Below are 15,307 nucleotides of genomic sequence, written 5' to 3' on the forward strand. Positions count from 1 at the left end.
TAAGCTATTAACAAAGCACTAAGCTATTAACAGCAAGATTGGGTTTTGGGAGTATAACCATCGAAAAGGGCATTCAAAATATCTTGAAATTTCTTCCATGTGTTCTCGTCGATACAATAACAAATGGCATTTCCTTCGATATCGCCTTTAATTAATCCAGCATTCTTTAACTCCTTTAAATGTTGTGATATGGTTGCTTGTGCCAAAGGCAATTCGTTTACGATATCTCCGCAAATACATGAATCTACCTTTATTAGATAGTCCAGAATGGCAATCCTTGCAGGATGTGCGATAGCTTTAGCAAGCATTGCTAATTGGTTTTGACGTTCCGTGAAGTGGTCAGTTTTGGTCGCTCCCATGTTTCTTATTTATTTATCGCAATATTACGATAAACATTTCAAAACAACAAATGAGATGCTAGGAAAGAAGATAAAATAATAATTTATTAACCTATCAATTATCATTATGAACCAACATTTGACCAATTAATTGTCAGATAATACACAACCATGATTATTTATGCGCTATTCATTATAAACTTTTGCAGTTTTCTATTTTTAATGAATATCTTGCACAGCATATAACATAGTTTTTATATTGAGCGTTGAATATTATATAGATTACCATAAATTCCTTTACAAATGAAAAAACTACTTTTAGCAGCTTGCTTACTCTTTGGGTCAGAAAGTTTGTTTTCACAACAAAAATCAAACTATAGTCAGTACGATTTGTTCAACCCTTTGTTCAATTATACGCTCTCTACTCCCACTAGAAGTGGAACAGGGGCACCTGGGACTACATACTGGCAAAACTCTGCTGATTATAAAATCAATATAGCTTTAGACGACGAAAAAAATATAGTTGAAGGCGATGTAGAGATTACCTACAAAAATGCTTCGCCTGATAAATTGAATTTCTTGTGGTTACAATTAGACCAAAACCAATTCAATACTAAATCACGCGGAGGACTTACTACGCCTATCAATGGTGGTCGTTTTGGTAACACAAGTTTTGAAGGAGGTTATCAAATAAAGTCGGTAACTATTGATGGCAAACCTGCTGACTTTTTAGTAAACGATACCCGTATGCAAATCAAATTGGCATCGCCACTGGTTGAACGTACAGGTCTTACTAAAATTAAAATCTCATATTCTTTCCCTATCCCCAAATATGGCTCAGACCGTATGGGAACCCAAGAAGTAAAAAACGGGACTATTTACGAAATGGCTCAGTGGTATCCGAGGATGTCTGTTTACGATGATATTGAAGGCTGGAACGTATTGCCATACTTAGGTGCTGGCGAGTTCTATTTGGAATATGGCAATTTTGAATATGCTGTAACAGTACCTGCTTCGCATATAGTAGTGGGCTCTGGCGAGTTGACTAATCCAAATGAATGCTGGACTGCTGAACAAATCAAGCGTTTTGCAGAAGCATCTAATAGTGATAAAACTGTAACAATTTTGGGCAAAGATGAAGTAGGAACAAGCACATCTCGCCCGAAAAAAGAAGGAAAAATTACTTGGAAATTCCGTTGCACGAATGCGCGTGACGTAGCCTTTGCTAGTTCAAAATCATTTATCATTGATGCCGCTAAAATCAATTTGCCAAGTGGTAAAAAATCATTAGCAATGTCTGCTTATCCAGTTGAATCAGCAGGCGATAAAGCATGGGCACGCTCTACTGAATATGTAAAAGGTTGTATTGAATATTATTCTAAATGGCTTTATGAATATACTTACCCAGTAGCAACCAATGTAGCAGGGTCTATTAGTGGTATGGAGTATCCGGGTATTGTATTCTGCGGAATGCGCGACCAAACCGAAAGTCTTTGGGGTGTAACAGACCACGAATTTGGACATAACTGGTTCCCGATGATTGTAGGCACTAACGAACGCAAGTTTGCTTGGATGGACGAAGGTTTTAATACTTTTATCAATTTTTATTCGACTGACAATTTCAATAACGGAGAATACAAAGGCAATAAAATAGATATGCACCAAATGTCGAAACAGCTTTTCAGAGAAACTGCTGAGCCTATCATGAATATTCCTGATGTTATTCAACCAAACGGATTAGGCTATGAAGCTTATTACAAACCTGCTATTGGGCTGAAACTATTGCGTGAGCAAATACTCGGACAAGAACGTTTTGACTATGCTTTCCGTGAATATATCAAACGTTGGGCGTTTAAGCACCCAACTCCTTATGATTTCTTTAAGACGATTGAAGATGCTGCTGGCGAAGATTTATCTTGGTTCTGGAGAGGTTGGTTCTATGAAACTTGGAAACTAGACCAGTCTGTAAAAGATGTACAGTATATAGAGCAAGACCCTAAAAACGGTGCAATTATCGTTATTGAAAACTTAGAGAAATTAGCAATGCCTGCCGTAGTTGAAATGGAAATGGTAGGTGGAACAAAGGAACGAGTTACACTACCAGTAGAAATTTGGCAGAGAGGCGGTACTTGGACTTTTAAAACAACTACCAACTTACCACTAAAATCGGTAACAATAGACCCCGACCACGTTTTCCCAGATTTCAATTCAAAAAACAATACTTGGAAGCCACTGAATTATAAGGCTCCTAAGCCGAATTAAAAATGTATAAAAAAGGGTTAGCCGATTGGTTGACCCTTTTTTATACATTTTAGTAAATTTATAATGACGAAATTTCAGTATGTGCAATTTTTGCACATTGCTTTTTCTGATATTAATTTAATAGCCCAAAACAAACCCTTACTTTATTATGCAAAACACAGATTGGCTAGCAATGGCTAAAAGAATTCAGGCAATTGCTCAGGCTGGATTATTTTATACAGAAAGTCCTTATGATAAAGACCGTTACCAAGAATTATCTGACCTCAGTGTGCAAATTTTAGAAAATTTGACAGATGAGCCTATCGAAAAATTTGGGGCTTTGTTTACGGAAGAACGAGATGGATACCAAACACCTAAAGTAGATATAAGAGCAGTAGTCTTTAATGAAAAGGGCGAAATTCTGATGGTAAAAGAAAGAGTAGACGACCGTTGGGCTTTGCCAGGGGGCTGGGCTGATGTTGGTTATACTCCTTCGGAAGTAGCAGTAAAAGAAGTACGCGAGGAAACTGGATTGGATGTAAAAGCTGTTCGTTTATTAGCCGTAATGGATAAGAAAAACCATCCACATCCACAGGAAGCTTGGTATGTATATAAGCTATTTATTCTTTGTGAGAAAATAGGTGGTGAGATTTTAATCAATACAATGGAAACTTCAGATATTCAATATTTCGGTATCGAGAACCTCCCTCTCCTTTCAGAACCTAGAAATGTGCTTTCACAAATTGAAATGATGTTTGAGTACAAAGATAATCCTGATAAGGAAGTGTACCTTGATTAGTTTTTTAGCTATGAGCTTTGAGCTATCAGCCTTGAGTTTTTATATTTTTAATTAATGCAAAAACTCAAAGCTCATTGCTCACGGCTCATAGCTTTTCTAATACTTCAACACAATCGTAGTATCATTCTTAAAATATCTTTTTACCGTCACGTCGAAGCTTCCCGCTTTTTTAATTAACGTATTTTTCGGCATCATCAAATCCCCTAGCCCAGCCTTCTCGTCTCCCAAATCTACCGTTTTTACTTCTCCTTTGGCATCAATTATTTGAAACATATAGTGAATCTCATTATCTGGAGGAATAATATTGACCCATTTTTTGGCAACTTTCCCATCCCAAGCCATCTCTTTTATATCAGAAACACCTTGATATACTCTGTGTGTATCGTTTTTACTTCTAACGTAGTCTATCGCATAAATAATGATTACCACACCCACAATCAAAGGGGTTAATTTACTTGATAAAAAACTCGGATCTTTGGCAGAAGAATTACTTGATCCGCCAAGCATATTGCCAATTAAAGGCATTTTTAATTTTGGGCGAGGTGGACGACGACGTGGAGATGCTTGTTCCATTATTTGCTGTTGTTTAATATCAAAGGTTAAATATAGATAATATATCCTAAAAACTATATTTTTAGTTCATTATTTTAATGAGCAAAAAATATTAAATAAATAAAGCTCCCTTTAGCTTATTGTATAACCGCTAAACATAGTTTTTGTAAAACACTGATTATAAAGGCATTATTTTTGAGGGATATGCTTTTAAGACTTTATAAAGTACCAATCTGCAATATTATTATACAGAAATTGTTTTTAAAAGCGTTGAATGAACTAAATTTGTAAGTATTCTATTTTTAGTTTGTAATACAAATGATTGAGAAAATTAATTCAATCATTACTTCTAAATGATTAAAACCCAATACAATGATAAATTCAATCACAAAAGCAGTAACAAAACTGTTTGGTACAAAATCAGATAGGGACATCAAGGAATTGATGCCTTACGTGATTAAAACCAATGCAGAATTTGCTACTCTTCGCAATCTTTCAGACGAACAGCTCCGTCAACAAACCGCTGACCTAAAGGCTATTATACAGAAAAACCTTGCAAAAATTGATGCCGAAATTTCTGATTTAAAATTAGAAGTAGAAGCTAACCAAGAGATGTCTGTTGATGCTAAAGAAACAATTTTCAATCAAATTGATAAATTACAGCTTGATCGTGATAAACAACTAGAGGTAGTATTGCTCGATATTCTTCCGAAGGCTTTTGCCGTAGTGAAGGAAACCGCCCGAAGGTTTACCGAGAATAAGAAACTGGAAGTAACCGCTACGGTTCACGATAAATTTATTGCTGCTAAAAAGAAAAACGTTGAGATTGTCGGTGAAACGGCCATCTGGCATAACAAATGGCTTGCGGCTGGTAATGAAATCGAGTGGAACATGATTCACTACGATGTTCAGCTAATTGGTGGCGTGGTACTTCACCAAGGTAAAATCGCGGAAATGGCAACGGGTGAAGGTAAAACATTAGTTTCTACTTTACCTTGTTATCTAAATGCTTTAGCTGGGCAGGGTGTACACTTAGTAACTGTAAATGATTACTTAGCTAAACGTGACTCTGAGTGGAATGCTCCTTTATTTGAGTTCCACGGGTTAAAAGTTGACTGTATCGACAAACACGACCCTAATACAGAGGAACGTCGTCAGGCTTATTTGGCAGATATTACTTACGGAACTAACAACGAATTTGGTTTTGATTATCTACGTGACAATATGTCACGTACTCCAGAAGAGCAAGTACAACGCAAGCACCATTTTGCCATGGTCGATGAGGTCGATTCAGTATTGATTGATGATGCGCGTACGCCTTTGATTATCAGTGGGCCGATGGCCCGTGGTGATGAGCAAGAGTTTGATGCCTTCAATCCTTTGGTGGCTCGTATGGTAGACCAACAAAAGAAATTGGTACAAGATTTCTTGGTAGAAGCTAAAAAATTAATTGCTGCTGGTAATAAAAAAGAAGGTGGTTTAGCCTTATTCCGTGCTTTTAGAGGTTTACCAAAATCTCGTCCAGTGATTAAATATTTGTCTGAAACTGGTATCAAGCAAATCTTACAAGAAACAGAGAACATCTATTTGGCAGAAAATCAGAAATTGATGCCAGAAGCAGATGCTCCGTTGATGTTTACGATTGAGGAAAAAAACAACCAAGTGGAGATGACTGAAAAAGGTCTGAACTTCATGACACGCATGGTTGAAAACCCTGATTTCTTCGTTATTCCTGACTTATCAGTTGATTTGAATCAAATTGAGCAAGCGTTAGGTATTACAGAACAAGAACGTTTGATTAAGAAAGAAGCTTTAATTCGTGATTATTCTGCTAAAACGCAGCGTATCCATACGGTTAGCCAATTACTAAAAGCCTTTACATTATTTGAAAAAGATGTAGAATATGTATTGGATGAAGGTAAAGTAAAAATTGTAGATGAATCTACAGGTCGTATTATGGAAGGTCGTCGTTATTCAGACGGTTTGCACCAAGCCATTGAAGCCAAAGAAGGTGTAAACATCGAAGATGCTACACAAACTTATGCAACGATTACTTTACAGAACTTCTTTAGAATGTACCACAAACTTTGTGGTATGACGGGTACTGCCGAAACGGAAGCAGGTGAATTCTGGACGATTTATAAATTAGACGTTGTTACGATTCCGACAAACCGCAAGATTTCTCGTTTCGACCACGAAGATAAAGTTTACAAAACCGTTCGTGAAAAATACAATGCCGTTGCTGATGAAATTCAAGAATTAGTAAATGCTGGTCGCCCTGTGTTGGTAGGTACAACGTCTGTTGATAACTCTGAATTATTAAGCCGTATGCTTACGATTCGTAAAATTCAACACAATGTATTGAATGCCAAACAGCACGCTCGTGAAGCAGACATCGTTGCAGAAGCTGGTCAGGCTAGTAAAGTAACCATTGCTACCAACATGGCGGGTCGTGGTACGGATATTAAATTATCACCAGAAGCTAAGGCAGCAGGTGGTTTGGCGATTGTAGGTACTGAAAGACATGAGTCACGAAGAGTTGACAGACAGTTGAGAGGTCGTGCGGGTCGTCAAGGTGACGTAGGTTCTTCTCAGTTCTTCCTTTCATTAGAAGATGACTTAATGCGTAAGTTCGGTTCAGACCGTATCGCAAAAGTGATGGACAGAATGGGTATGGAAGAAGGCGAGGTAATTCAGCACTCGATGATTACTTCTTCAGTAGAAAGAGCTCAGAAAAAAGTAGAAGAAAACAACTTTGGTATTCGTAAGCGTCTATTAGAATATGATGACGTAATGAACTATCAACGTAATGCTATTTATAAGCGTCGTCAGAATGCTCTTTTCGGTGAGCGTTTGGCGTTGGATATTGCCAATAATACGTATGATGTATGTTCTGAAATCATTCAAAACAACATTAGTTATGACGAATTAGAATTACGTTGTATCGAAATTTTAGGCATTGAACCTCCGTTTACACGTGAAGAAATCGGCAGATTAAATACACAACAACGAACTACACGTTTGTACGATGCTGCTGAGAAGCATTATCATATTAAAAACAAAGGTCTGGCTGAAAAAGTAGTTGCTTTTGCTAATGAAGCCATCACGCATGGTTATGCTGGGATGCAAGTACCTTTGATGAGTGGCACGATGATGTCGCAATTATTTGCTGATGCTCAAGAAACTATCGATACCAACGGTCGTAAATTGATTCAGGAAATGGAAAAATCAATTGCTTTAAGTTTGATTGACCAAGAATGGAAAGAACATTTACGTGATATGGACGATTTGAAACAATCGGTTCAAAACGCAAGCTACGAGCAGAAAGACCCATTGTTAGTGTATAAATTTGAAGCTGTTAAGTTGTTTGAACGTTTCTTGAGCAGAATCAACTTAGATACAGTAAGTTTCTTGATGAAAGCAGATATGCCAGAAGCTCAAGAAGCTGAAGCACCAGCACCGCAACGTCGTCAGGCTCCACAGCCTAAACTACAAGTACAAAAAGATGAAGCTATTTCATCTTTATTGGGTGGTTTAGCAGGTGGCAGAGGTGACGAAAATGATTATCATGACCCAAGTGCTCAGGTAGTTGAAAAAGTTGCTCCACGTCAAGCAGTAAAAATTGCTGACCGTAACCAAAGAGTGACTGTTCAATATCGTGATGGTTCAATCAAAGAGAACATCAAATACAAAACAGTAGAACAAGATGTAGAAAAAGGCATTGCAGTAGTAATTGCATAATGCTATTTTGATAAAACTCCTTGTAAATGCCTCAGTCGAAAGATTGGGGCATTTTTTTGTAGTGCAGCCGCTTGGTTTTTACCGAGTGACATCTATTCGCATAAGCCCTCTGGGCGAACTGTGAGTTCGGTATTATTTTTTAGGATATGATTCTACCCAATACTTAAATTTTAATCCTATTTCAAAAGTACTTTTGGCATTGTTCAAGAATTTGGGTAGTTTGCTTAAGCAAAAAATCAGTAATCACCTTCCAAAAAGATGACAATCAAAGAAGCAATCTTAAAAAGTTTAGAAGACATTGGTACTGATTTGTCTTCCACAAAACAAATATTGGTTTATTTATAGGTTGAAAAGTAAACCCTAAAGTATAGAATATGACTCCAAGAATAGAGACCTTATTAGAAAAGAAATTAGTTGGGAAAGGCATCCAAATGTCTTTTGCTGATAATAAAACAAGGATATTATGGCAAAGTTTTATGCCAAGAAGAAAGGAAATACACAATGCTTTAGGCAACGATTTATATTGTTTGCAAGTCTATACGTCATCTCATGATTTTATCAATTTCAATCCAACCGCAGTTTTTGAAAAATGGGCAGCGATGGAAGTAAGTGATTTTGATAACATCCCAGAAGGCATGGAAACCTTTACGCTGAAAGGTGGGTTGTACGCTGTATTTATCCACAAAGGAGCTGCTGCAACTGGTCCACAAACTTTTCAATACATTTTCGGAACTTGGTTACCAAATTCTGAGTATGATTTAGACGACAGAGTCCATTTTGAAATATTGGGCGATAAATATATTAATGATGACCCGAATTCTGAAGAGGAAATTTGGATACCTGTTAAACAAAAAGCTTGAATTGCTAAAGGTGAATAATTAAATAGATATTTTATCAAAGCTAATAAACCAACTTTATAAAGGCATCAGGAATGTGTTTTCTTGATGCCTTTTTTTATTCTGAAAGTAAAAATGTTAATGAAGAAAAATATTTTAGGTTGAATAATTTTGAAATTATAGATTAATGGTAAATGTATTTGAATGAATAAAAACACATTATACATCTTATATGCCATATAATCCTCTTTTATCAACTAAAACAAGTTTGAGTTTCTGATTTATAAATAAATGTTTACTTTAGGAATCTAAAGAAGAACTCAAATATTGTGCATATTAGTCTAAAATCTAAAGGTTATGGGTTAAATAACAACTAATAAATAGTAAAGTTATTAAGAATCAACATTGTAAATGTATAATTAATAAAACATCAATATTAAATATGAAACAACTCGACTATAAAAAAGTTTTCTCAAAATTAAGTCACATAAAAGCATTATCTCACGATGAAAAATTTGATCAAATAGTACAAAATTTAATAACTCATACTCTCACTAATATTTGTGAAAAGAATCCCAAAAATGAAGTAGATGTAGAAAATAAGATAAAGGAAATTTATGGAATTTCAATCCGAAATAGTGTAATTACTTCTAATATTGATAAGTTGCTAGACAAAAAGGAAATTATAAGAGATAGAAACTCTAGTGAATATTTTGTTACTCCTGAAATATCAATTAAGTTAAAGAAAAGATTAGATGATGCTAACAATTTAGAGAATAACGTAAGGTTAGAATGGTTTCAAGAAATAAAAAAATTCATAAATGATATTTCTGATGAGGGTCTAGAAAAGTTATGGGATTTATTAAAATTATATTTAAGCAATGTCTTTGAACAACATGGAATGCAAACATTAAATTTTTTGAATCCTAATATTCGTATAAACGAAGATGACCAAAAAAGTCTTGTTGTTATTGTTGAGTCAATTTTAAGAGAAAATGGAAATCCTTTTACAAAAGAAATATTGAGCTCATCAATTAATCAATTCATAATTAATGCTAACGAAATAAGAGCAAGTTATATTTCTCAATTAGCCGATGCTACATTTACAAGTTTTGCATTAACCTCTGATGCAGAAACCGTTAATTTTTTAAATAAAAGATATAATAAGCTTGACCTTTTTCTAGATACAAATTTCATATTTGGCATACTTGATTTACATAAGAATAGTGAAGATGCTTCAGCAAGAGAAATATTAGAAGAAGTTAAAAAAAATCGTTTACCTTTTAAACTCACCTATCATCCTGAAACTCTCGCTGAATTCAAAAGAGCATTTGATGCTAGAGCGTTATATATTAGGGCTACTAAATGGACTAGAGAATCTAGTAGAGTTGCCATAATTGTAGATGGGCTAAGTCCATTAGAAGAATTATTTCATAAGCAAAACATTGAAAATGAAATAGATCCCGCTATTTTCTTAGAAAAATATGACCATGTGGACTTAATATTAAAAGACCTTGGGTTAATTGAATATATTCCACGTAAAAGCACTGATAATGAATTAGTTGATATTGAATGTGATATTGAAGCTTATCAAAAATTTTATGATGAGGTCAAAAATAGAAAACCAAAATCATTTTCAGGTTTTAAACATGATGTTATTGCCTTAACAGAGGTAAGAGCGTTAAATCCCAAAAAAACAAAATTCTTAGAAAGTAATGCTTTCTTTATAAGCTCCGATTTTATTTTAGCAAAATTTGAGAGAACACACTATAAAAGAAGTTGGGAAATTAATTATGTAGTTAGCCCTAGTGTTTTCCTTCAACTTATTAGACCATTTATTGAAAATGATTATTCCGCTAATAAAAGATTCATTGATACATTTTCAATTCCAGAATTTCGTTCATTTGAGATTGATTATTCTACTACTCGTTCTAAAGCACTTCAAATAATAAATGATAACTATCACGCAACTTCTTTTGAAACAAAAGTCAACATTTTACGAGATCAAGTTTTACTTGATAAATTGAATAGAGTAAACGATGACTATGAAAAGCAAAATGCTATAATTGAAAGTTATATAGCTATTGAAAATCAGTTTTTGGCTAAAAAAAATGAAGAAGTAAAACAAAATATCAAATCTGTAATTATAGAAAAAGAGTTACTAGAAACAAAAAAAATAATAGCAGAACAAAATATTAAAGATTTCAAACAAGAAAATGAAAATTTAATGACAGAAAAAACATTAGCAATTAAGGATGCTAATGACAAAAAAAATGAAATAGATTTACTAAACTCTAAGTTAGCAAATATTGAGAGGGTATTAGAAAATCAGCAACTTGAAAACAAGTATCTTAAAGATTTAGAGAAGTGGAAACATAATAGAATATTATATATTGAATCTCATATAAAAGACAAACGACTAGAATATAAATTAGCTTCAAAATATTGTATTCGTCCTTCAGTCGTCCTTTTACTTGTTTCAATATTAACACCTATAATTGTCAGATATTACTCTGAAATTAAGTCATATATCGAATTAAAGGGATATTCTGAGTTTTATCTCATGTCATTGATTACAATTTTGGCTATACTAGCAGGATATGATTTACTATATAGAACATACATAGTGGATAAAGATAAAGTTAAAATGGGATTACATTGGATTAAAACATTTGGCTTAAATAAAAATAAAAAGAAGCTTTTAGAAGCTTATCAGAATCAATTTGGTAATGAGTACAATAAATTACATATTCAACCAAAGTTGAGAGTATAACTACTGCTTCTACTTGAATTGTTAAACATGAACAAATTCAACAATACACAAGAATGTTTTTAAAACGTACAAGAAAAATTTCAAATATTTAGCATCTTCATTTGAGATAAAATGTAACAAAAGATTGTTAATTTCAAATAAGTAGAACAATGTGTTCTACTTATTTGAACACCATCAAACCTTATACAAACGTTAAAATCATGAAAAATATAGTTGTCTTCATTATCGCTATTTTTATAGTTGTTGCTTGTAAACCCAAAACAGAGGTTAATGCTAACGAAGCTCTCGTAAAACAATATTTCGAGCATTTCAATAAACATGAATGGCAAAAGATGGCAGATATGTACACTGAAACTGCCGACTTCAAAGACCCTTCCTTAGGGCAAGGTATTGTTAAACAAACAAGGGCACAAACTTTTAAAAAGTATAGTGAATTGAATCAACTATTTCCTGATTTGAAAGATTCTGTCGTCAATATTTATCCTTCGGGTGATAACCACATTGTGGTAGAATTTATATCTACTGGCACTGCCCCTGATAAAACTACTTTTAAATTACCTATCTGCACGATTTTCACCATTGAAAACGGATTGATTACGAAGGACTTTACTTATTACGATAATTTTCAATAGTAGCCAAAAAGTTATTTTCTAAAACAAAACGGCAATATAATACTTATTCATTAATATTTTTCTATCAAATAAGCCTTAAACTGACCTGTTTTGCCTGCTTTTAGGCTTAATAGCCCTTGTTATCCTTAGTGAATTTAGCCAACTTGTAAGTACATCCAATCTAATTAGGCTCTTATAACTATGGCTAGATTTTCTCTTATCTTACTTATTAGCTTTTGTGCGGCTTTATGGAATAACTCGAAAGCACAATCAAAAATAGATAGCCTTCTTCCTACACGTGGTTTTTGCATTACTGCTCCTAAAGCCCAAAAAATAGATGATTTTATTAAGTTTATCCAAGAGGAACTCGCTCCTCGACAAGTAAATACGTTGATTCTACGAGTTGATTATAACTATCAATTTGAAAGTCACCCCGAACTCATAGACCCTGAGGCTCTTGCTAAAAAAGATGTTAAAAAATTGGTAAAGGTTTGCCAGAAAAACAATATCAGTATCATTCCTCAAATCAATTTATTGGGACATCAATCTTGGGCAAGCACCACTACTAATCTATTAAAGGTATACCCAGAATTTGATGAAACACCCGCAGTAAAAATGCCCGAAAAATACGTTTGGCCTAATCCAGACGGATTGTATTGTAAAAGCTATTGTCCTTTACATCCAGGAGTACATAAAGTAGTTTTTGAGCTTGTGGATGAAATCTGCGAGGTATTTGAAAGCGAGGCATTTCATGCAGGAATGGATGAAGTATTTTATATTGGCGATGATAAATGTCCACGATGTTCGGGAAGAGATAAGGCGGAGTTGTTTGCGGGAGAAGTAAATGAAATCAGAAATCATTTGGCATTAAAAAACAGAAAACTTTGGATTTGGGGCGACCGTCTCATTGATGGCAAAACAACGGGGATAGGTATGTGGGAAGCTAGCTTTAACAATACTCACCGAGCCATTGACTTGATTGCCAAAGACGTTACTATCTGTGATTGGCACTATGAACGTCCCGACCAAACAGCTGTTTATTTTGCGATAAAAGGGTTAAACGTAATCACTTGCCCTTGGAGAATGCCCAAATTTGCAGTAGCTCAAACACAGGATATGGTGAAATTCAGACAGTCGGCAACATCAACGATGAAACAGCATTTCCAAGGAATAATGCAAACGGTTTGGTCTAGTGCTGAAAGTTTTTTAGATGAATTTTATGGAAGGAATTCCAATAAAGTAGCGGAAGAAAACACTTCTGCTAATTGTTTTAGAGCAATGTTTACAGAGATAAATCGCCTTGACAAATAACAATCTAACTTTATAAGCTGATGGAAATCAAACGTATTTTTTCAATCGATATATTCAGGGCATTAACAATGCTGTTAATGATTTTTGTAAATGACCTCTGGACATTGAAAGACATACCTCTTTGGTTAGAACACACCGAAGCCGAGCAAGATGGTATGGGGCTGGCCGATACGGTATTCCCTTGCTTCTTATTTATTCTTGGCATGGCTATTCCCTTTGCCATTAAAAATCGTATTGCCAAAGGTGACACTCCTCTACAGCTAACCAAACATATCATTACGCGTTCGATAGCTTTACTAATCATGGGTGTGTTTACGGTAAACGTACCAGAAATCAATGAAACAGCTACGGGAATGAGTAGTGAAGTATTCCAGATATTAATGGTGCTAGGCTTCTTTTTGATTTGGAATGTATATCCAAAATCAGATGCTACTAAAAGCAAAATATTTGTGGGACTACAGGCTTTAGGAGTAATCCTATTATTGATATTAGCGTATATTTTTAAAGCGGGGTCTGACAATAATATAATAGGTATGACGCCCCAGTGGTGGGGAATTTTAGGGCTTATTGGCTGGACTTACCTCACGGCAGCCATCATTTATTTATTTACCTATCGAAAAACATCTTTACTCGTTTTTTTTACGGTATTTTTTAATCTCTTCGCCATTGCTGGTCATGCAGGATTGTTACAAAAAATTTGGAGTACTGGTCCTTCTGATTGGATTTTAGCCAATGGTGCTTTCTTTGCTTTCGCTTTTGCAGGTATCATGGCTAGTGTGTTGTTAGAACAATATGCTAGCTCTGAAAATCGTCAAAAACTGGTAGGGATTTATGTGGTAATCGGTATCGTATTATTAATACTGGGCTTTGTACTAAGACAGTATTTTATTATTTCAAAAATTTTAGCAACGCCTACTTGGGTTTTCCTTTGCTGTGGTATTTCCTTTATTTTTTATGCTTTAATTTACTACGTCGTTGACATCAAAGAAAAGGCACATTGGTTTAGAAGCATTAAAACTGCGGGTACAAGCACGCTGACTTGCTATTTGATTCCTTATTGGTATTATAGCATCGCTAACTTATCAGGCATTGCCTTACCCGCTTTCCTCACTACAGGTATAGTAGGCTTAGTAAAATCATTGATTTACTCGTTTATCATTATTAGTATTGCTACTTTGCTGGGTAGGATAAATGTTAAGTTAAAAATTTGAGGTTTGTGGCTCGACTTGCAAAGTCGAGCTACTCATCCTTTTAATCTATCTTTAATCAAGTCTAGGTTATCTTCATACGATGCTCCAATCGGAATTTCTATTCCTTGGATAGAAACTGTTTGTCTGGCTATTTTTTCTACTTTGCTATAAGCAATAATATAGGAACGATGGATACGAACAAATAGCTTTTCTGGCAATACTTGTAAAATATCAGACATGGTTTGACGACTGAGCAATTTGCCATTTTTCAACATAAAAGTGAGGTAATTCCCTTCGGCTTCGATGTAGAGTATATCGTCAAAAAACACTTTTTCTTCTTCATAGCCCGTCTTGATAAAAATAAAATCTCGCTCCTCTCCTTCTTTCAATTGTTTTATAGATAGCGCTTTGTTGCAGGCTTTCATAAAACGAGCCAGTGAAAAAGGCTTTAAAAGATAGTCGAGAGCATCTAGCTCAAAGCCTTGAACAGCATATTCAGAATAGGCCGTGGTAAATATTACCATCGGTACTTTCTGCAAACAGTGTACAAATTCTATCCCCGATATGTCGGGCATTTTGATGTCTAAAAAAATAAGGTCTATTTTATTGTTTTGTAGATATGGAATCGCTTCGAAGGCATCAGTAAAAGTTGCCTTCAAATCTAGAAAGGGAATTTTGGAGGCATGAATTTCTATTACTTCTAATGCTTTTGGTTCGTCGTCGATAGCAATGGCTGTCATTTTTTTTGAGTGATTAGTTTTTTTTAGTGATTGGTGATTGGTAAATAGTGATTAGATGTGCTTGCCTAAAATAGGTTGACATAAATTTCAACTTATTTATGAGCAAATCGAAATCAGATTCTAAAAAAAGTACAAGTTTAAAAATTCGTCAACGACGTATTTTTAGTGAATCATT

At 34.6% G+C, this 15,307-nt stretch carries 11 protein-coding genes; 8 read left to right on the plus strand and 3 right to left on the minus strand.

Annotation, left to right across the window (positions count from 1 at the left end):
- Positions 1-26 precede the first annotated feature (26 nt).
- The gene (locus VB264_RS18505; protein ID WP_323251722.1) at positions 27-359 is read right to left on the minus strand and encodes an ArsR/SmtB family transcription factor; all 333 of its coding nucleotides are present in this window, start codon (positions 357-359) and stop codon (positions 27-29) included.
- Positions 360-641: 282 nt separating this feature from the next.
- Between VB264_RS18505 and VB264_RS18510 the strand changes: the two genes are divergently transcribed.
- On the plus strand, positions 642-2,600 hold the full coding sequence (locus VB264_RS18510) for a M1 family metallopeptidase (RefSeq protein WP_323251724.1): 1,959 nt from the start codon (positions 642-644) through the stop codon (positions 2,598-2,600).
- A gap of 148 nt (positions 2,601-2,748) precedes the next feature.
- On the plus strand, positions 2,749-3,378 hold the full coding sequence (locus VB264_RS18515; protein WP_323251726.1) for an NUDIX hydrolase: 630 nt from the start codon (positions 2,749-2,751) through the stop codon (positions 3,376-3,378).
- A 96-nt stretch (positions 3,379-3,474) separates the two neighbouring features.
- Here the strand turns inward: VB264_RS18515 and VB264_RS18520 are convergent, their stop codons facing one another.
- Positions 3,475-3,951, minus strand: a complete 477-nt coding sequence (locus VB264_RS18520; protein ID WP_323251728.1) for a hypothetical protein — start codon at positions 3,949-3,951, stop codon at positions 3,475-3,477.
- 351 nt (positions 3,952-4,302) lie between these two features.
- On the opposite strand from VB264_RS18520, the gene secA reads away from it, so the two are divergent.
- From secA to VB264_RS18550, 6 genes are all read left to right on the plus strand, one after another.
- On the plus strand, positions 4,303-7,671 hold the full coding sequence (secA, locus tag VB264_RS18525) for a preprotein translocase subunit SecA (RefSeq protein ID WP_323251730.1): 3,369 nt from the start codon (positions 4,303-4,305) through the stop codon (positions 7,669-7,671).
- Positions 7,672-8,045: 374 nt separating this feature from the next.
- Positions 8,046-8,531: a GyrI-like domain-containing protein gene (locus tag VB264_RS18530; RefSeq protein ID WP_323251731.1), complete on the plus strand. Its 486-nt coding sequence runs from the start codon at positions 8,046-8,048 to the stop codon at positions 8,529-8,531.
- Positions 8,532-8,949: 418 nt separating this feature from the next.
- On the plus strand, positions 8,950-11,280 hold the full coding sequence (locus tag VB264_RS18535) for a hypothetical protein (RefSeq protein ID WP_323251733.1): 2,331 nt from the start codon (positions 8,950-8,952) through the stop codon (positions 11,278-11,280).
- 200 nt (positions 11,281-11,480) lie between these two features.
- Entirely contained in the window at positions 11,481-11,912 is a 432-nt protein-coding gene (locus VB264_RS18540) for a nuclear transport factor 2 family protein (protein WP_323251735.1), read from the plus strand.
- 180 nt (positions 11,913-12,092) lie between these two features.
- Positions 12,093-13,202 carry a family 20 glycosylhydrolase gene (locus VB264_RS18545; RefSeq protein ID WP_323251737.1) on the plus strand — a complete coding sequence of 370 codons (1,110 nt, stop codon included), beginning with the start codon at positions 12,093-12,095 and terminating at the stop codon, positions 13,200-13,202.
- Between the two features lie 20 nt (positions 13,203-13,222).
- A complete protein-coding gene (locus VB264_RS18550) occupies positions 13,223-14,413 on the plus strand; it encodes a DUF5009 domain-containing protein (RefSeq protein WP_323251739.1) in 1,191 nt (396 codons plus the stop codon).
- A gap of 32 nt (positions 14,414-14,445) precedes the next feature.
- Here the strand turns inward: VB264_RS18550 and VB264_RS18555 are convergent, their stop codons facing one another.
- The gene (locus tag VB264_RS18555) at positions 14,446-15,132 is read right to left on the minus strand and encodes a LytR/AlgR family response regulator transcription factor (RefSeq protein WP_309914543.1); all 687 of its coding nucleotides are present in this window, start codon (positions 15,130-15,132) and stop codon (positions 14,446-14,448) included.
- Positions 15,133-15,307 lie beyond the last annotated feature (175 nt).

Source organism: Arcicella aquatica (genome assembly GCF_034928825.1).
Classification (GTDB): domain Bacteria; phylum Bacteroidota; class Bacteroidia; order Cytophagales; family Spirosomataceae; genus Arcicella; species Arcicella aquatica.